General features: G+C 72.0%; 10 protein-coding genes. 2 read left to right on the top strand and 8 right to left on the bottom strand.

Annotated features, from left to right (window positions below):
- Nucleotides 1–51: 51 nt before the first annotated feature.
- From ACRWK8_RS05310 to ACRWK8_RS05335, 6 genes are all read right to left on the bottom strand, one after another.
- Nucleotides 52–1,332 (bottom strand): hemolysin family protein, encoded by a 1,281-nt coding sequence (locus tag ACRWK8_RS05310; RefSeq protein ID WP_378737402.1) that lies wholly within the window; start codon nucleotides 1,330–1,332, stop codon nucleotides 52–54.
- A gap of 111 nt (nucleotides 1,333–1,443) precedes the next feature.
- On the bottom strand, nucleotides 1,444–2,394 hold the full coding sequence (locus tag ACRWK8_RS05315; protein ID WP_431868682.1) for a serine hydrolase: 951 nt from the start codon (nucleotides 2,392–2,394) through the stop codon (nucleotides 1,444–1,446).
- A gap of 93 nt (nucleotides 2,395–2,487) precedes the next feature.
- On the bottom strand, nucleotides 2,488–3,111 hold the full coding sequence (locus tag ACRWK8_RS05320) for an energy-coupling factor transporter transmembrane component T family protein (RefSeq protein ID WP_378737406.1): 624 nt from the start codon (nucleotides 3,109–3,111) through the stop codon (nucleotides 2,488–2,490).
- Complete coding sequence (locus tag ACRWK8_RS05325) at nucleotides 3,108–3,797, bottom strand: energy-coupling factor ABC transporter ATP-binding protein (protein WP_378737408.1); 690 nt, start codon at nucleotides 3,795–3,797, stop codon at nucleotides 3,108–3,110. Before ACRWK8_RS05325 ends, ACRWK8_RS05320 begins: the two co-directional genes overlap by 4 nt.
- Nucleotides 3,797–4,420 carry a biotin transporter BioY gene (locus ACRWK8_RS05330; RefSeq protein ID WP_378737410.1) on the bottom strand — a complete coding sequence of 208 codons (624 nt, stop codon included), beginning with the start codon at nucleotides 4,418–4,420 and terminating at the stop codon, nucleotides 3,797–3,799. The genes ACRWK8_RS05325 and ACRWK8_RS05330 overlap by 1 nt, the downstream gene beginning before the upstream one ends.
- A 191-nt stretch (nucleotides 4,421–4,611) precedes the next feature.
- On the bottom strand, nucleotides 4,612–5,811 hold the full coding sequence (locus tag ACRWK8_RS05335) for a lactonase family protein (protein WP_431868795.1): 1,200 nt from the start codon (nucleotides 5,809–5,811) through the stop codon (nucleotides 4,612–4,614).
- 407 nt (nucleotides 5,812–6,218) lie between these two features.
- Here ACRWK8_RS05335 and ACRWK8_RS05340 point away from each other — a divergent pair, with 407 nt between their 5' ends.
- Nucleotides 6,219–6,695: a globin domain-containing protein gene (locus ACRWK8_RS05340; RefSeq protein ID WP_378737412.1), complete on the top strand. Its 477-nt coding sequence runs from the start codon at nucleotides 6,219–6,221 to the stop codon at nucleotides 6,693–6,695.
- A 49-nt stretch (nucleotides 6,696–6,744) separates the two neighbouring features.
- Complete coding sequence (locus ACRWK8_RS05345) at nucleotides 6,745–7,383, top strand: pyridoxamine 5'-phosphate oxidase family protein (RefSeq protein WP_378737414.1); 639 nt, start codon at nucleotides 6,745–6,747, stop codon at nucleotides 7,381–7,383.
- Between the two features lie 35 nt (nucleotides 7,384–7,418).
- On the opposite strand, the gene hrpA is transcribed toward ACRWK8_RS05345, so the two are convergent.
- Together hrpA and ACRWK8_RS05355 are read right to left on the bottom strand one after the other, a co-directional pair.
- Nucleotides 7,419–11,384: an ATP-dependent RNA helicase HrpA gene (gene hrpA / locus ACRWK8_RS05350; RefSeq protein WP_431868686.1), complete on the bottom strand. Its 3,966-nt coding sequence runs from the start codon at nucleotides 11,382–11,384 to the stop codon at nucleotides 7,419–7,421.
- A gap of 183 nt (nucleotides 11,385–11,567) precedes the next feature.
- Nucleotides 11,568–18,674 carry an SDR family NAD(P)-dependent oxidoreductase gene (locus ACRWK8_RS05355; RefSeq protein ID WP_431868688.1) on the bottom strand — a complete coding sequence of 2,369 codons (7,107 nt, stop codon included), beginning with the start codon at nucleotides 18,672–18,674 and terminating at the stop codon, nucleotides 11,568–11,570.
- Nucleotides 18,675–18,761 lie beyond the last annotated feature (87 nt).

Genomic DNA, 18,761 nt, shown 5'->3' on the forward strand with positions numbered 1-18,761 from the left:
CTCCGTGATCCGGTGGCCGGTTCCGGCCACCGGATCACGGGGCGCGGGAGCTCAGGAGGACGTGCCGTCCGGCTTCGGCCGCACCAGCACCTCGGTGATCGTGCGCCCGTTGGTCTCCGCCACCTCGGCCGTCCAGCCGCCGAAGTCGACCCGCTCCCCCGGCGTCCGCGGGATGTGCTCCAACACGGACAGGATCAGCCCGGCCACGGTGACGTAGTCGCCCTCCGGCGGGTCCGGCAGGTCCAGGTCGAGGTCGGACAGGTCGTGGACCGGGTAGGTGCCCGGCAGCGACATCGACCCGTCCTCGTGCCGCCGGACCACACGGACGTCGGTGTCGGTCTCGTCGTAGATCTCCCCGACGATCTCCTCCAACAGGTCCTCCAGGCTGACGATCCCCTCGATCCAGCCCATCTCGTTGACCACCACGGCGAGCTGCGCGCGTTGCTCCGTCATGCGCTCCAGGGCCAGGGACACCACCAGCGAGTCGGGGAGCAGCATCGGCTCCCGCGCGACCTCCCGAACGGTTCCGGACCCCCGCACGAGGTCGGACCAGTGCACCACGCCGAGGACCTCGTCCAGGTCTCCCTCGGCCACCACCGGCGCCCTGGAGTGACCGTGCTCCGCGAGCATCCGCAGTGCCTCGTCGGGCGGTGTCCCGGCCGGGATGACGAACACCTCCCCGCGCGGCACCACCACCTGGCGCAGCCGCCGGTCGTCGATCTCGAAGGCGCCCGCGATGATGGTGCGCTGCTCCTGGGTGATGTCGCGCTGGGAGGCGAGCATGTCCCGCAGCTCCTCCTCCGAGATCTCCTCCCGGGACGCCGACGGGTCACCGCCGGTCAGCCTCACCAACAGGTCGGTGGACGCGCTCAGCAGCCACACGACCGGACGGGACAGCGTCGCCATCAGGTCCAGGGGGCGGGAGACGACGAGCGCCCAGGTCTCGGCGCGCTGCATCGCGACGCGTTTGGGGGCGAGCTCTCCCAGTACGAGCGTCACGAACGTGAGGACGACCGTGACGAGGACCACCGACACCGGGGCCGCGGCCGCGCCGAGGAAGCCCAGGGGTTCCACGAGCGGACGTGCCAGGGACACGGCGGCGGTCGCGGACGCGAGGAACCCGGCGAGGGTGATGCCGATCTGGATGGTGGCGAGGTAGCGGTTGGGGTCCCCGGCCAGGCGGGCCACGGCCCTGCCGCCCGCCCCGCGCTCGGCCAACTGCTTGACCTGTCCCTCGCGCAGGGTGATCAGGGCGATCTCGCTGCCCGCGAACAGTGCGTTGACCAGGACGAGGGCCAGAACCACCCCGAGCTGCGCCCCGTAGCTGTCCATGTTCCGCCGTCTCCCCAGTGGTGGACCCGTGGATCGTGACCCTTCGTCCCCTCAGCCTCGCACAACGTGCTGATCGGCACTCCGCCACGCACCGGGGCACCCCCGCTTTGCTCAGGACGGCGGGAGGGCGCGTGCCGCCAGGACGTGGTGGTCGTGCGGTGCGGGGCGCCCCTCGATGGCACCGGTGACCTCGGTGACCAGCTTCTCCACGAGGTCGACACCCGAGGCGTGGTCGGGGTGGCCCTCGGACAGGACCGCCACGAGGTACTCGCGGTCGGGGCCGCCGACGTGCCCGACGCTGTTGATGATCCACGGTCCGTCGGGCTCGCGCGGCGTCCAGCCGTTCTTGACCCCCACGGTGTCCCCGGGGGCGGCGGCAGCGGACACGCCCCAGGCCTGCTCCGGAGCGACCTCGGCCATGAGCGCGCGGACGAGGGCGCGGTCGTCCTCGGAGAGCGGCCCCTCGTCCGTGTACAGGGCGCGCAGCAGGCGGATCTGGTCGGCGGCGGTGGTCGTCGTGGCGCCCCAGCTCCCCCCGGGGTGGGGTTCGGTGGCGGTGAACCCCAGTCGGTCCGCGTGGCGGCGGAACCCGTCGGTGAAGCCCAGCCGGGCGTAGAGGTCGTCGACGACGGTGTTGTCGCTGTACCTGATCATGCGTTCGGCCCGCTCGCGTTCGCTGGCGGTGAGCGCGCGGTCCTCCTCCTCGGCACTCATGAGGAGCATGGTGAGGACGGTCAGCTTGGCCACGCTCGCCGTGGGGAACGGCCGCTCCGCCCCGTGGCTGAAGGTCGTGCCGGTCCGCAGATCCTGGACCGCGATCCCGAACTCCGCCGTGTGCTCGGCGTCGAGGGCCTCCACACGAGCGGTCAGGGCGGCCCGTTCCCCCGGGGGCAGGGCCGTGCCGCCCCGTGCGGTGGCCACGGGAGGGGCGGGCGTGTGGACGGCCCGCGCGGCCTCGGGGACCGTGTCGAGCGCGGGGTACGCCCCGAGCAGGGACACGGCCACCAGCAGGGCGACGAGGACGGCCGTGGGCCGCCACTCGGTGGGGGAACGCCTGGTCACGCGATCACCGGCTCTGCGCCGTGGGAACTGGTGCCGGACATTATCCCCGGACGACCGGCACGAATCACCCGTCGGATACCGAATCGGTACGGATCAGTCCACGCGCACGCGGGTGTCCTCGTCGATCCCCCGGGCCACCAGCGCCTCACCGGTGGCGTCGGCCATCCGGAGCAGCTGGACGATCACCGGCACGACCAGCAGATGGGGCCGCCCGGACAGGCCCCGCGCCCGGTAGCCCTCCCGGGCGGCGCGCCAGGCGGAGGCGACCATCGGGATGGACCGAACGGTCAGGGCGAGCACCAGCGCGACGCGGTCGGGGTTGACCCCCACGTGGCGCAGCGGACGGGCGAGGCGTTCGAAGAGGTCCAGCATCTCGCGGACCCGGGTCGTGAGGGTGACGGCGTTGGCCAGCAGCACGAGCGACGCGAGCTGGGCACACAGCCGCAGCCCCTCCTCCCAGGCCCCGAACAGTGCCTGGAACGCCCCGATGGCCAGCAGGAACGGCCACAGTGCCCGCAGGACCCCCAGGGCCCGGCGCGGGTGCAGCCCGACCAGCGGGTACGCGAGCAGGCTCGCGACGAGCGCGCCCAGGGACACCCACGGGTCGGCGGCGGCCACGAGGGCGACGCCGACCACCAGCAGACCCAGGAGTTTGGGTCCGGCGGAGACCCGGTGCAGGGGCCCGGTGCCCGCCACGTACAGCCCGATGGCACTCACGCGCCGTCCGCCTGGTCCATGAGCTTGGTGTAGAAGGACACGGCGTCGTCGGGTGCGCCGTCGAAGGCCACCCGGCCCTCGGCCATGACCAGGACGCGGTCGAAGTCGGGGAGCAGGTCCAGGTCGTGGGTGAACAGGACGACCCGCTGGTCGAGCCCGGCCAGCGTGCGGTGCACCATGCGGGTGTTGCGCAGGTCGAGCAGGGTGGTGGGTTCGTCGCAGACGAGGATCTCGGGACCGGTCACCAGCACCGAGGCCAGCGCGAGGAGCTGCTTCTGGCCGCCGGAGAGCAGGTGTCCGGGGTGGTCGCGGTGGTCGCTGAGCCCGTAGCGCTCCAGGACCTCGTCCACACGGCGGGCGGTCTCCTCGCGACCCAGTCTCAGGGAGCGCAGCCCGATCTCCACGTCCTCGGCCACCGTCGGCATGATGATCTGGTTGGCGGCGTCGGAGAAGACGAAGCCGACCCTGCGCCGGACCTGCTTCGCGTGCCGTCGGGTGTCCCACTCCCCGAGCGAGACCCGGCCCGTGTCCGGCAGTACCAGACCGTTCAGCGTGCGGGCCAGGGTGGACTTGCCCGAGCCGTTGGCCCCGATCACGCCGATCCGGTGCTCGGCGAGGTCGAGGGTGACGTCCCGCAGCACCGTGCGGCCGTCGTAGGCGTGGGAGACCCCTGCGAGGCGGAGCATCAGTCGTTCTCCTGGGCGACCCGGTCGTCGATGACCGGTCGGCCCGCCGGGGGGATGGGGTAGGCGCGGAAGACGGCGCTGGCGATCGCGGCGGTGACGACGGCCTTGACGACGTCGCCCGGGAGGAAGGCCGTCATGGACAGGGCCCCGGCGAGGACGCCGTCCCCGAGGACCACCGCCATCCAGGGGACGCCGATGGCGTAGATGACGACGACCCCGCCCAGCAGGTTGATGAGCAGCCCCCGCCAGAAGCCGTACTTCCCGCGCGCCACCATGAGGTCCGTGAGGAGGCCGATGACGAGGGCGGCGAAGATCCAGCTCACGATGAACCCGGCCGAGGGCCCGGCCAGGACGGCGAGGCCGCCGCGCCCGCCCGCGAAGAGGGGAAGCCCGGCCAGGCCGAGGGCCAGGAAGGCGGCGATCGCCAGACTGCCGCGCTTCCACCCGAGGAGGCTGGGGGCGAGCATGATGCCCAGGGTCTGGAGGGTGATCGGCACCGGCCCGATGGGGATGGCGACGGTGACGCTGAGCGCGGCGATCAGCGCGGCGAACACGGCGACGAGTGCGAGGTCGCGCGCGGTGAGGCCCCGGTAGCGGACGTGGGCCGTCACGGTGGTGGGCATGCGTGGTCCCCTTCGGGGAGGTGTCGGGAGCGGATCACCGTCCATTGTCCGTTATGCGGGGACGTGCGGCAGGAGGCGGGGCACACAGAACCCGGGCACACCTGTTGTAGGGGTTCGCCTAGGACCGGGATCACACCGGAGGCGCCGGGGCGCCGGTGGCCGGGAGGTCGCGGTGGTTCGACGCCCCCCGGTCAGCCCTGGGCCTCGGCCCTGCGGATGCGTTTGATGGGGACGGGCAGCACGCAGACGGGGACCGGGACGTCCAGGCGGTGGCCGGTGTCGACGGGGACGCCCGTGTCCGGGTCGATGCGCAGCGACATCAGGGAGTCCCCGTTCTGGGCGGCAACGACCAGGTGGTCGGGCTGCCCGTTGTGTCCCCGGACCACGGTGAAGTGGCGGGGCCAGGCGCCCACGGGGGTGTCTGCCAGGTGCTCCAGGCGGGCGCCCTCGTCACGGACGGCGAAGGTCGAGACCGCGTCCGCGCCACGGTTGGAGACGTAGACGCGCCCCTCGTAGGTGGTGGTCATCGGGAGGGCGTCGCCGTCCGCGATCTCGCGGCCCTCGACCTTGAGGCGGTGGAGCGCGATCTCTGCCGGGAAGTTGTCCGGAAGGGGGTCGCCCACGGCGGGGACGGACCCCAGGTGCTCCCCCGTGCCGTTGCGGGGGTTCCAGCGCACGACGTGTACGCGCGAGTCCAGTTCCCCGGTGACGTACACGTGGCGGCCGTTGACGGCCATGTGCCGGGGACCCGTGCCGGAGGGCAGCCGGACGGTGCCCAGCAGGCCTTCGTCGATGTCGGGCGCCGGTCCCTGGTTCTCCTCGTTGAGCGGGGTCGCGTAGTGGTACACGCGCAGCTCGTCCGTGCCGAGGTCGGCGGCGAGCAGGTAGCGCAGCCGGGGGTCGTGCGCGTCGAGGACCACGGCGGTGCTGTGCGCGTGGGGCCCGTCCTGGCGGTCGGTGACCGGGCCGCGCCCCCGGTGCGCGAGTTCGCGGCGGGGTTCGGTGGGTGCGCCGTCCTCACCGGTGGGCTGGAGGGTCACCACGCCGTTGGCGTAGTTGGCCACCGCGACCCGTTCGGGGCCCAGGTAGCGGACGTGGCAGGGCGAGCCGCCGCCGGTGGGCACGGAGCCGAGCTCGGTGAGGGTGGCGTCCCCGTGCACCCGGAACGCGGTGAGCGCACCCTCGGCCCTCTCGTTGACCGCGTACACCGTGGGCGGGTCCGGGCGGAACGCGAGGAAGGAGGGTCCCGTGGTGCGGGCGGCGACGCCGTCCGGGGTCAGCTCGCCGGTCTCGGGGTCGAACCAGACCCGTTGGATGCCCTCGCCCTTTCCGGGCGGGTCGGAGTCGGGGGTGTAGGTCCCCACGAACAGGAGCCGTCGTGGTGTGTCCACAGGGTGCCTCGTTTCCGTCGCCTCGGGCAGGATCGTGGTCCAGACCACGGCCGGAATGCTACCGCCCCCTTCGCCGGTGGGGAAGGACGCGTGAGGTGGGCTCCGGCCAGGCCCGCCCACTGGTTACCAAGAGAAACCTCTGACTCACGTAGCCCTTCTGTTACAGTTCCTCCACAACAGCCCGATTAACGGTGGTCAGGTCCCCCTCACACCGACCTGTCCCGTTCATCTCCGGGTTCCGGGCCTCGGATCGACGAGGCCGCGAACGGATACCGTATCGGCGCTGCACCCGCGGGATCGAGTGATTCCCCGCGGACGAAGACCACCGCCAGAGGAACCCGGCCCTCGGTTCACGGGTCCCCCATCGCGTTCCGTGGTTCCCCGCTCACCCGACGTCTGGATTCGTCTTGACCCATCGCTCACTGTCCGAAGTTCCGTTGCCCGACCAGGAGATCATCGAACTGGTACGTCAGTCCTGTGTGGACATCCCCGAGGGCTCCACGCGCCTGGCCAGGTCCTTCTACGAGAACCTGTTCATGATGGTCCCCGAGGTGCGGAGCATGTTCTCGGAGGACATCAAGCCCCAACAGCAGCGCATGGCGGACGCCCTGCTGTCCGTGGTGCGGTACCTGGACAGCCCGGACGACGTGGCCCGCTACCTGCAACGTCTGGGGCGTCAGCACCGCGACGAGCTGGGGGTGCTGCCCGAGCACTACCCGCACGTCGGACGCGCCCTGGTCCGCGCCGTCAGCGAGGTCTCCCCCACCTGGTCGTCCTCGATGAGTTCGGCCTGGGTGCTCGTCTACCAGTGGATCACCGCGAACATGATCGCCGGGGCCGAACAGGCCTCCCAGCCCGCGCACGCGTCCCACCGGCGACGCTGACGCGGGCACCGTTCCCCTCCTCCTCTCACCCCCGTCGAAAGCCTCGTTCATGACTCAGAGCCAGCAGGACCGTACGCCCGGGACCGACGGAGAGCGCCACGTGCAGGCGGTCATGGGCACCGCCGAACGGGCCGAACGCTTCTACAACGACCAGATGCTGGACCACCTGAACCCGCTCATGAAGGAGTTCATCTCCCGCCAGGAGATGCTGTTCATCGCCACGGCGGACGCCCGGGGCGAGTGCGACTCCAGCTTCCGGGCCGGGCCCCCCGGGTTCGTCCACGTCATCGACGACCGGACCCTGGCCTACCCCGAGTACCGGGGTAACGGCGTGTTCGCCAGCGCGGGCAACATCCTGGAGAACCCGCACATCGGGCTGATGTTCCTCGACTTCGAGCGGGAGCGGATCGGCCTGCACGTGAACGGCCGGGTGAAGATCATGGAGGACGAGACCCTGCGCCCGCACGTCCCGGGCCTGCCCCTGGCACGGGTGCCGGGGCAGCGCGCGCAGATGTGGATGATGGTGCAGGTCGAGGAGGCCTACATCCACTGCCGCAAGCACATCCCGCACCTGCGGCGGGTCGGCGCGGAGGAGTCCTGGGGCACCGACGACGCCCTGCGCAAGGGCGGCGACTTCTTCGAGGCGAAGGCCGGAAGGCACGCCGCCGCCGGACCCGGCCCCCGGTAGGGATCGGGGGCGGCCCGTGCGGGCCGCCCCCTGGCCTAGGGCCGCTTCGACGCTTCCTTGACGGCCTCGATCGCCTTCATGATGCGTTTGTCCGAGACCGGGTAGGCGGTCCGCAGCTCCTGGGCGAAGAGGCTGACGCGGTACTCCTCCAGCATCCAGCGCAGCTCCTCCACGTCCGGGTCGTCGGCCCGGCCCGCGGGAAGCGCCCCGCGGACCTTCGCCACGGCCTGGCGCATCTGTTCGACCTTGGACATGTTGACCTGGTCACGGCGCGGGTTCTCGGGGAGCTTGCCCAGCCGGTACTCGACGCCGCGCAGGTACCGGTGCACGTCGTCCAGGCGGCCCAGCCCCGCACGGGTGACGAACCCGTCGCCCACGAGGTCGCCCAGCTGTCCCTGGACGTCGTTGAGCGAGGGCAGGACCGCCAGGGACGTGGTGCCCTTCACCTTCTTGCTGACCTTGCGCCACAGGACGAGGACGCGGGCGGTCCGGTCCAGGATCTCCGCGAGGGTGTCACCCAGGTCCGCGCGCACCCGGTCGGAGAGCCGGGCGAAGTCGTCGGCGTTCCACACCGGCCCGCCCTCGCGGGTGAGCAGGTGGTCGACGGCGGCGGCCTCGGCGTCCTCCAGCATCCTGCGGATCGACCCGTGCGGGTTGTCTGCCAGAGCGAGCTTGTCCGGGTTGTTCAGGCCCTTGCTGACCGCCGTCGCCGGGGACGGGATGGTGAGCATGAGCAGGCGCCGGGTGCCCGCGCGCATGGCCGCGCGCTGCTCGGGGCGCGTGTCGAAGATGCGGATCGCGACGCTCTCGCCCTCGTCGACCAGCGCGGGATACCCCTTCACCTTGGGGCCCAGGGCCTTGCGTTCCAGGGTCTGTTCCAGCGGCCCGAAGTCCCAGGAGGTGATCCCCTTCTTCTCCACGCCCTTGGCCTCGGTGGCGATCGCCTCGCGCAGACGCGGCTTGAGCTTGGCGCGGAGCTGTTCGAGGTCCTTGGACTCGGCCAGGGTGCGTTTCCGGTCGTCCACGGCGCGGAAGGTGATCCGCAGGTGGTCCGGGACCCGGTCCAGCTGGAAGTCCTCCGGGCGGACCCGCTCTCCGTGCGCCATCACGGTGAGCTCGGCGGCCAGCGCCTCGGTGAGGGAACCCTCGTAGGGGGTGACCCCGGCCCGGGCCCGGGCCGCGTGGTCCGGGACGGGCACGAAGTTGCGGCGCAGGGGCTTGGGCAGCGAACGGATCATCGCGGTGATGAGCTCGTCGCGCAGGCCGGGGATCTGCCAGTCGAAGCCGGTGTTCTCCACCTGGTTGAGGAACTTCACCGGGACGTGCGCGGTGACGCCGTCCGAGTCGCTCCCGGGCTCGAACTGGTAGGTGAGCGGGAAGACGAACGCGCCCTGGCGCCACACGTCCGGGTAGTCGTCCTCGCTGACGCCCTCCACCCCGTCGTTGATGAGCTCCTCGCGGGTGAAGTCGAGGAGCGCGGGCTCGGTGCGCCGGGCCTTCTTCCACCACGAGTCGAAGTGGGCGGCGGAGACGGCGGAGTCGGCCACGCGGCGGTCGTAGAAGTCGAACAGCGTGTCGTCGTCCACCACGATGTCGCGGCGACGGGCCCGGTGCTCCAGGTCCTCGACCTCGTCGAGCAGCCTGCGGTTGTCGTGGAAGAACTGGTGCCGGGTCTCCCAGTCGCCCTCGACGAGGGCACGGCGGATGAACAGCTCACGGGAGAGCTCGGGGTCGATCCTCCCGTAGGAGACCTTGCGCTGGACGACGATGGGCACCCCGTAGAGGGTGACCCGCTCGTAGGCCATGACGGCGCCGCGCTTGCGCTCCCAGTGCGGTTCGCTGTAGCCGCGCTTGACGATGTCGACGCCGAGCTCCTCGGCCCACTCCGGCTCGATCCTGGCGACCATGCGCCCCCACAGCTTGGAGGTCTCCACCAGTTCGCCGACCATCACGAAGCGGGGCTGCTTCTTGAACAGCGCGGAGCCGGGGAAGATCGCGAACCGCGCCCCCCTGCCGCCCAGGTACTCGTGCTTGTCGGGGTCCTTGAGACCGACGTGCGAGAGCAGGCCGGCCAGCAGTGACATGTGCACGGAGCGCGGGTCGGCGGCCTCCTCGCGCAGCGGTGGGACCTCGATGTCCATCGTGCGCAGGACCTGCTTGAGCTGCCCGTGGATGTCCTGCCACTCGCGCACGCGCAGGTAGTTGAGGAACTCCTCGCGGCACATGCGGCGGAACTGGTTGCCGGACAGCTCCTGCTGCTTGTCGCGCAGGTGGTTCCACAGGTTCAGGAAGGCGAGGAAGTCCGATTCCTTGTCGGTGAACCGGGCGTGCGCCTGCTGGGCCTGCTGCTGCTTCTCGGTGGGGCGCTCGCGGGGGTCCTGGATCGACAGGGCCGAGGTGATGACCATGACCTCGGCCAGGCAGTCGCGCTTCTCGGCCTCCAGGACCATGCGGCCCAGACGGGGGTCGATGGGGAGCTGGGCGAGGCGGCGGCCGATCGCGGTCAGGCGGCGCTGGCGGTTCGGTTCGTCCCTGGACTCGGGCTGGAGGGCGCCCAGCTCGGCCAGCAGGTTGACGCCGTCCTTGATCTGCCGGTGGTCGGGGCCGTCCACGAACGGGAAGGCGGCGACGTCGCCCAGGCCCAGCGCGGCCATCTGCAGGATGACGGAGGCGAGGTTGGTGCGCAGGATCTCGGGGTCGGTGTACTCCGGGCGGGAGAGGAAGTCCTCTTCGGAGTAGAGCCGGATGCAGATGCCGTCGGAGACACGGCCGCAGCGGCCCTTGCGCTGGTTGGCGGAGGCCTGCGAGACCGCCTCGATGGGCAGGCGCTGCACCTTGGTGCGGTGGGAGTACCGGGAGATCCGCGCGGTGCCGGGGTCGATGACGTACTTGATGCCGGGGACCGTCAGCGAGGTCTCGGCGACGTTGGTGGCCAGCACGACGCGGCGGCCGCCGTGCCGGGACCAGACGCGTTTCTGTTCGCCGACCGAGAGCCGGGCGTAGAGGGGCAGGACCTCCAGGCCGCGGATTTTCTTCTTCTCCAGGGCCTCGGCGGTGTCGCGGATCTCGCGTTCGCCGCTGAGGAAGACCAGGACGTCCCCGGGGTCCTCGTTGGAGAGTTCGTCGACGGCGTCCAGGATGGCCTGGGTCTGGTCCTTGTCGGTGCCCGGCCCGGGGTTCCTCTCCTCGGGGTCGAGGATGTCCTCGGAGATGGGCCGGTAGCGGACCTCGACCGGGTAGGTGCGCCCGGAGACCTCGACGATGGGCGCGTCGTCGAAGTGGCGGGAGAACCGTTCGGGGTCGATGGTCGCGGAGGTGATGACGACCTTCAGGTCCGGCCGCTTGGGCAGGAGCTGTTTGAGGTAGCCGAGCAGGAAGTCGATGTTGAGGCTGCGCTCGTGCGCCTCGTCGATGATGAGCGTGTCGTACTGCCGCAGCATGCGGTCGTGCTGGATCTCCGCGAGCAGGATGCCGTCGGTCATCAGCTTGACCAGCGTGCTGTCGTTGGAGGAGTCGGTGAACCGGACCTTGTAGCCGACCGTCTCGCCCAGGGGTGTGCCGATCTCGTCCGCGATGCGCTCCGCGACGGTGCGGGCGGCCAGGCGGCGGGGCTGGGTGTGGCCCACGGTGCCCATGACGCCGCGTCCCAGCTCCAGGCAGATCTTCGGGAGCTGGGTGGTCTTCCCGGAGCCGGTCTCCCCGGCGACGATCACGACCTGGTTGTCGCGGATGGCCTCCGCGATGTCCTCGCGCCGGGCGCTGACCGGCAGGTCCTCGGGGTAGCTGAGCTCGGGGACGGCCTCGCGGCGCAGCCCCACCCGGAGTTCGGCGCGGTCGATGTCGCCCGAGATCTGGGCGGTCACCGAGGCGCGACGGCGCTCGTCACGGATTCTGGCCAGACCGTCGATACGGCGACGCAGCCGGTGCCGGTCGGCGGGCATGAGGTCGCGCAACCGGGAACGGAGCTGGTCCGTGGCGGGCGCGGGCGTGGTGGTGCTCATCAGTACTCAAGGTTAGGAGGGCTGGCAACCGGTTTTCCCGGCGGGCACGGATCGGGACGGCACGTGCCCGTGCCGAAGCGGACGTCCCGGGCGCGCCTCAGGGGCAACGCCCGGGATGTCGGAGTTGTTCCGGAGCGGGTGCCCACACCGGACGTGCGGCCACCCGGGGTCCGCGGCTCCGGGTCAGTCCGTGGCACCGCCCTCCGAGACGACTCGTCCGACGGCCTCCGCGGTGTGGGGCGCCCACTCCTCCATCATGGTGAAGTGGTCGCCCGGCACCTCGACCCGGACGTGCCCGGTCGGCCAGCCCCAGCCCAGTCCGAGCTTGGCACCGGAGGCGGTGACCACCGCCTCCGTGGGCCGCACCTGAACCGTCGTACCCCGCCACTCCGAGGGGCGCCACCCGGAGAACAGGTCGAGGTAGGCCCCCATCGCGGTGAGCCGGGGGGTGTCCAGGAGCTCGAACTGGTGGGCCCGATCGGTCACGAACTCCGACACCATGGGCAGGAGTTCGTCGTCCCCGGGCACCACCGAGTCGAGCAGGACTACCTTCTCCGGAGCCCTCCCCCGGCTCGCGAGACGTTCCGCCACGGCGTGCGCCGTCCATCCGCCGGAGGACCGTCCGACCAGGACGAACGGGCGCCCCTCGGCGACGGTGAGCACCTGGTCGGCCTGGGTCCGCACGAAGGTGTCCAGGTCGGCGGGGAGGTCCTCGCCCTCCAGGTAGCCCGGAGCGGAGACCACGTGGACGCGGCGGCGTCCCTGCCAGCGACTGGCGAACCGCGCGAACTCGTGCGGGCCCGAGGTCATCACCAGAGACGGGTGGCAGATCAGGACGGGTTCCTCGGGGCCGGTGGCCAGGGTGGTGGTGGCGGGGGGAGAGTCACCGGTGAAGACCGTCCGGGTGCGCGAGGCGGCCAGGGCGAGTCCGACGGCTTCCTTCGGTCGGTGTCGCACACAGGCGTCCGTGAACAGACCCACCAGACTGTCCCTGGCACTCGTGTCCCGGGGCGTGTGACCCAGCCTCTCCCGATCCGGGACGAGGTCCCCCCCGTCGACCGGTTCGCCCATCTCCTGGTCCAGGTACCGTGCCAGGACCTCCGGGTTGCTGTGCTGGAACACGAGGGTGACCGGCAGGGGCAGACCGGTCAGGTCCTGGAGGTGGTTGCGCAGCTCCACCGAGGTCAGCGAGTCGAAACCGGACTCCGGGAACTCCTGCCGCGCGCCGTACTCGCGGTAGCCCAGGATCTCCGCTGCCCGTTCCCTGATCCTGCGCGTGATCAGTGCCCGGCGCTCGGGTCCGGGCGACGCCGCGGCCAACGGTGCGGTGTCCGGCCCCGTTCGGTCGGGTGTGCGGACCAGCCCGCGCATCAGGGCCGGAACGGGCCCCTGGGTGACCGCCCGGGCACGGAGTCCGACCAGGTCGAGGGGTGAGGGCACCAGGTGGGGACGGTTCGTCGCCATGGCGGCGTCGAGGAGGGCACACCCCTCCCGGTCACCGATCCCCTCGACACCCCAGGTGCGGGCCATCCGGTTCGCGCTGACCTCGTTCATCTCCGCGAACTCCCGCGTCTCCACCAGCCAGCGCCCCCACGCCAGGGACTGCGCGGGCAGGCCCCGCTCCCTCCGGTACTCGGCGAGCGCGTCCAGATACGCGTTGGCGGCCGAGTAGGCGGCCTGGCCCGCGCTGCCCAGCACTCCGGCCGCCGAGGAGAACAGGACGAAGGCGTCCAGGTCGAGGTCGGCGGTGAGACGGTGCAGGTTCCAGGCGCCCGCGACCTTGGGAGCCAGCACCCGGTCGAGGGCCTGCTCGGTCAGACCAGTGAAGGTGGAGTCGTCGAGCACGGCCGCCGTGTGCACGACGGCGGTGATCGGAGCGTCGTCGAGAAGCAGCCGCAGTTGCTGCTCGTCGGTGACGTCACAGGCCTCGACCCGCACGTTCGCCCCGAGACCGGTGAGCTCGGCGACGAGTTCGTCGGCGCCCGGGGCCTCCCGGCCCCGGCGGCTGACGAGGAGCAGGTTCTCGACACCGTGCCGGAGCACCAGGTGCCGGGCGACCAAGGCGCCGAGACGTCCCATGGCGCCGGTGACCAGGACGGTCCCCCCGGGCCGGAAGCGGGTCGACAGCTCCAATACCGCCTTGCCGACGTTGTGGCCGCGTTGCATGACCTGGAACGCCTCCGGTGCCTCCTCGATCGGGTACCGGGTGAGGGGCCCACGGGTCAGGGTGCCGTCCACCAACAGGGGAAGGAGTGCCGCGAAGGCCCGCTGGATGCGCTCCGGCCCCACCTCCATGACGTTGAAGTGCAGGTAGGTGACGTCCTCGGGAACGTCGTCCCTGCCCAGCAGCTCGTTGTGCCCCAGTTCCACGAACCGGCCGCCCTCCGAGAGCAGGCGGAGGGAGGCGGTGATCGCGTCACCCGTGAGCGAGTTCAGGACCACGTCCACGCCTCCGGCGGCCGCGCGGAAGCGCTCCTCGAAACCGGGTTCGCGCGAGTGGGCGATCTCGTCGTCGGTCAGCCCCGAGGATCTGAGCAGGTCCCACTTCCCGGGGCTGGCCGTCGCGAGCACGCGAGCTCCCAGGTGCCGGGCCAGGCCGAGTGCCGCCTGGCCGACGCCCCCGGCGGCGGAGTGGACGAGCACGGTCTCCCCCGCCCGGAGCTTCACCTCGTCGACGAGCACGAGGTAGGCGGTCAGGTAGACGGCGGGGACGGCGGCCGCCTCCGCGTGGTCCCAACTCTCCGGAACCCTGGCCAGGTAACGGTGGTCGGCCACCGCCAGGGGACCGAAGGCCCCGGGGAAGAGCCCCATCACGCGGTCACCCGGCCTCAGGTCCCTGACCCCGGATCCGGTCTCCAGCACCACACCGGACCCCTCGTTGCCGATGTCACCCGGCTCCGGGGTCATGCCCACGGTCATCAGGACGTCACGGAAGTTCAGTCCGGCGGCGCGGACCGACACCCGCACCTCGTGAGGGGCCAGAGGGCGGTCGGGCACGGGAACGTAGGTGAGCCCGTCAACGACGCCCCGCCCGTCGGCGTCCAGACGCCAGCCGGGACTACGGGCGGGCGGGTGGGAACCCTCGTCGGCCTTGGTGAGGCTACGCGCCAGGCGCGGTGCGTGGAGGCGGCCGTCCCGGGCCGCCAGACGAGGTTCTCCCGTGGCCAGGGCGGCCCGGACCAGATCGACGTCGGCCCGATCGGCGTCCAACAACAGGAAACGCCCCGGGTTCTCGGTCTCCGCGGTGGCGACGAGTCCCCACAGCGCCGCTCCGGACGGATCCATCGACGGCTCGGTGTCCCCGGGCAGGCGCACGGCGCCGCGGGTGAGCACGACGAACCTCGTGGTCGTGTAGCGCTCGTCCTCGACCCAGCCGCGCAGGGAGGCCGTCCCGAGCAACCGCTCGTGTGTCCTCTCGGGGGCGGCGCCCCCTGTGCGCCCCTCGTCGACGACCACCACGGCGGGCGCCTCGTCCCCGTCTTCGGGGCCACGGTCGATGCCCAGAGCGGCACCGCCGGACACGGCCCAGGTTCCGGGGTCGGCGGTCACGGCCGCATCAGGTGCGCTGACCTCCTCCCACTCCAGGTGGAAGAGGGCGTCCCGGTCCGCGCGAACCGCCGACGCCGCTTCCCGGACCGTGAGGGAATCGACGCTGAGGACGGGGGCGCCCTCGGGGTCGACGACCAGGACCTCGTAGGTGTCGTCACCGGTCCGGGTGAGCTGTACCCGCACCCGTTCGGGGGCGCGGTCCCCGTAGCGCCGGACCCCGCCCCACTCGAAGGGCATGAGCAGCCGGGACGCGTCCGAGCCCGTCTCTTGCAGGAGCAGTGACTGGAGCCCGGAGTCCAACAGAACCGGGTGCGGTCCGGTCAGGGCGGCGGCGTCGGCGGGCAGGGCGTCCGGGCCGACCTCCGCCCAGGTACGGGAACCGAGGGTTCGAACCTCGCGCAGGCCCCGGAAGGAGGGGCCGTACTGGAGGCCCAGGGCTTCGAAGAGCGGGTAGACGGCGGAGAGCGCGAGTTCGCTCGCCTCGGCGCCCGGGGGGACCAGCACGGGGGCGGGCGTCCTGGTCGCGGGGCCCAGGAGACCCTCGGCGTGCGAGGTCCACGTCCGACCGTCAGCCGAGGACAGGAGTTGGAACGCCCGGGTGCCGCGCAGTTCGGACGGCTCGACGACGACCTGGATCGGGAGACCAGGCCCGTCGGGGTCCAGTTCCAGTGGATGGGTGAGGGTGAGTTCGACGATCTCGGGCCGGTCGCACAGCCGCCCGACCCGGAGGAGCAGCTCCACCGTGGCGGTTCCGGGCAGGATCGCTCGGCCGGAGACCGTGTGCTCGGACAGCCAGGGGACGCGCCCGCTGTCCAACCGACCGGTGAAGAGGGTCTGTCCGGTCGTACCGATCGTGGTCCAGGCACCGATCAGGGGGTGGTCGACGGAGCTGAGGCCCATCGCCGCGGGGTCGTCCGAGAGCGCGGACTCCCTCAACCAGTACCCGCGACGCTGGAAGGGGTAGGTGGGCAGGTCGACGTGGCCGCCGCCCCCGCCCAGAACGCGCCCCCAGTCGACCTCCACCCCCTGGCAGTGGGCCTCGGCGAGGGCGGCGAGGAACCGGTCTCCGGGGTCCTGGTCCCTCTGCAGGGTGTGGACGAGGGGGCGGACTCCGGCTCCGACGGCCTCCAGGGTCTCGCGCATCGGCACGGACAGCACCGGATGCGGCCCCACCTCGACGAACGCCCCGCTGGCCTCGGCCAGACGACGCACCACCGGTTCCAGGAGCACTCCGTGGCGAAGGTTCCGGTACCAGTAGTCGGCGTCGAGCGAGGTTCCGTCCAGGGGTGACGCCGGGGGCTCGTCCCCCGCCCTCCACAGCGGTCCGGGGGCGACGGTGGAGTGGAAGGGCACGGTACCCCGCCGAGGCGTGATCTCGGCCAGTGCGGACCGCACCTCCTCCTCGACACGGTCGATGGCGAAGGAATGGGACGCGTAGTCGATCGGAAGCCGACGGACGAAGGTCCCCTCCGCCTCCCGGGCCGCGACGAAGGCGTCCACCGCCTCGGCGGTACCGGCGACCGTGCACGTCGTGGGGCCGTTGATCCCGGAGAGGACCAGTCGGTCCTGCCTTCCGTCGAAGAGGCTCGCGACGACGTCCGGGGCCAGCCCCACCACCGCGATGCCGCCCTCACCCGCGACCTTCGCCAGCGCACGGCTGCGAGCGACGACCACCCGGGCGCCGTCCTCGATCGACAGGATCCCGGCCACGCACGCGGCCGCCACCTCGCCCTGGGAGTGGCCGACCACGGCGGCGGGTTCGACCCCGGCGGCGCGCCACATCCGGGCCAGGGAGACCAGGAACGCCCAGACGGCGGGTTGCAGGACGTCGGCGGCGGCGCCCTTCCCCGTGAACGTCGGCGCCCCGGGCTCCTCGCGCAGGACGGCGGACAACGACCAGTCGACCAGGGGGGCCAGGGCGCGCTCGCACTCGGCCACGGAGGCCGCGAAGACCGGTGAGTCGGCCATGAGGTCCCGGCCCATGCCCGCCCACTGACCTCCCTGGCCGGGAAACACGAAGACCGGTCGCGCCGCGCGACCGGACCGCCGAGCCACACCGGTGACCGTGCCCTCCACGACCTCTCCGTCGGCCAGGGCGCGCAGCCCCCGCTCGAGGGACTCCGGTCCGCCGACGACGACCGCGCGTTCGGCGAACCGCGCGCGCGTCGTGGCCAGGGAGCGAGCGATGCTCTCCGGTGACGGGGCGTCACCGGCGACGCCGGTGAACCGAGCGGCGAGGCGCGCGGCCTGGTCCCGGAGCGCGGACTCGTCGCGCGCGGACAGCAGCCACGCGGTCCTCCCTTCGACCAGAGGCCGAGCGGCCTCCGGCTCAGGGGGGGCGGCGCCGTCGGTCCCGGAGACGGGGGCCGGGGCCTCCTCCAGGACGAGGTGGACGTTGGTCCCACTGATACCGAAGGCCGACACCCCCGCGCGGCGCACGCGCTCCCCACGCGGCCAATCCCGTGCCTCGGCCAGCGGCCGGACCCCGCCGGAGGCCCAGTCGACCAGAGACGTGGGCCGGTCGGCGTGGAGGGTCCTCGGCAGCCGTTCCCGGTTCAGGGCCAGCACCATCTTGACGACGCCGACCGCCCCCGCGGCCCCCTGGGTGTGTCCCACGTTCGACTTGACCGACCCCAGCCACAGGGGCTCGCCGCCGGTCCGGGCACCGAACACCTCCAGGAGGGCGTCGGACTCGATCGGGTCGCCCAGTTCGGTCCCGGTGCCGTGGGCCTCCACCGCGTCGATGTCGTCGGGCCCCACTCCGGCGTCGGAGAGCGCCGCGCGGATCACGCGGCTCTGCGCGGGGCCGCTCGGCGCGGTCAGTCCGCTGGAGGCGCCGTCCTGGTTGACCGCGCCGCCCCGGATGACCGCCAGGACGGGGTGACCGTGGCGTTCGGCGTCCGAGAGCCGTTCCAGTACGAGCGAGGCGGCCCCCTCCGCGAACCCGGTTCCGTCGGCCCCGTCGCCGAAGGCCCTGCACCGCCCGTCACGGGAGAGCACTCCCTGCTTGGCGGACTCCAGGAAGAGGGAAGGACCGGACATCACGGTCGCGCCTCCGGCCAGGGCCAGCGTGCACTCGCCCTGACGCAGGGAGCGCACGGCGAGCAGGACGGAGGCCAACGAGGAGGAACAGGCCGTGTCCACCGTCAACGCCGGGCCGCGAAGACCCAGCGTGTAGGCGATCCGACCCGAGGCCACGCTCGCGGCGGTGCCGGTCATCAGGTAGCCCTCGGCTCCCTCGGGGGTGGGGACCCGGCCCGAGGTCGTGACCCGGGCGTAGTCGGTGGTGCTGATCCCCGTGAAGACACCCGTGCTGGACTCGGCCAGAGAGTGGGGATCGATCCCCGCACGTTCCAGGGACTCCCACGTCACCTCCAGCATGAGCCGCTGCTGCGGATCCATCGCCTCGGCCTCACGTGGGGAGACACCGAAGAAGGCGGCGTCGAACCCGGCCACGTCCCGGATGAATCCGCCTCCCGAGGACATACCGGGGCGCCCCCGCAGATCCTCGATGTCCCAGCCCCGGTCCTCGGGCAGATCGCCGATGGCGTCGGCTTCCCGGTCCAACAGGTCCCAGAGCCCCTCGGGTCCGTCCACCCCTCCGGGCAGGCGGCACCCCATGCCCACCACGGCGATGGGCTCGGAGTCGCGCTCACGGCGTCGGTCGAGTTCCGCTCGGGTGCGGCGAAGGTCCGCCGTGACTCGTTTGAGGTAGTCGAGAACCTGTGCGTCGTCAGTCATGGTGGGGCCTTGCCGATTCGCGTCGCGGCGCTGGTGCCGGAATGGTCTGTGGTGGGTGGGGTCCGTCATCGGCCGTCCTCTGTGGCC

The organism is Nocardiopsis eucommiae (genome assembly GCF_965344335.1).
In the GTDB taxonomy this organism is placed as follows: Bacteria; Actinomycetota; Actinomycetes; order Streptosporangiales; family Streptosporangiaceae; genus Nocardiopsis; species Nocardiopsis eucommiae.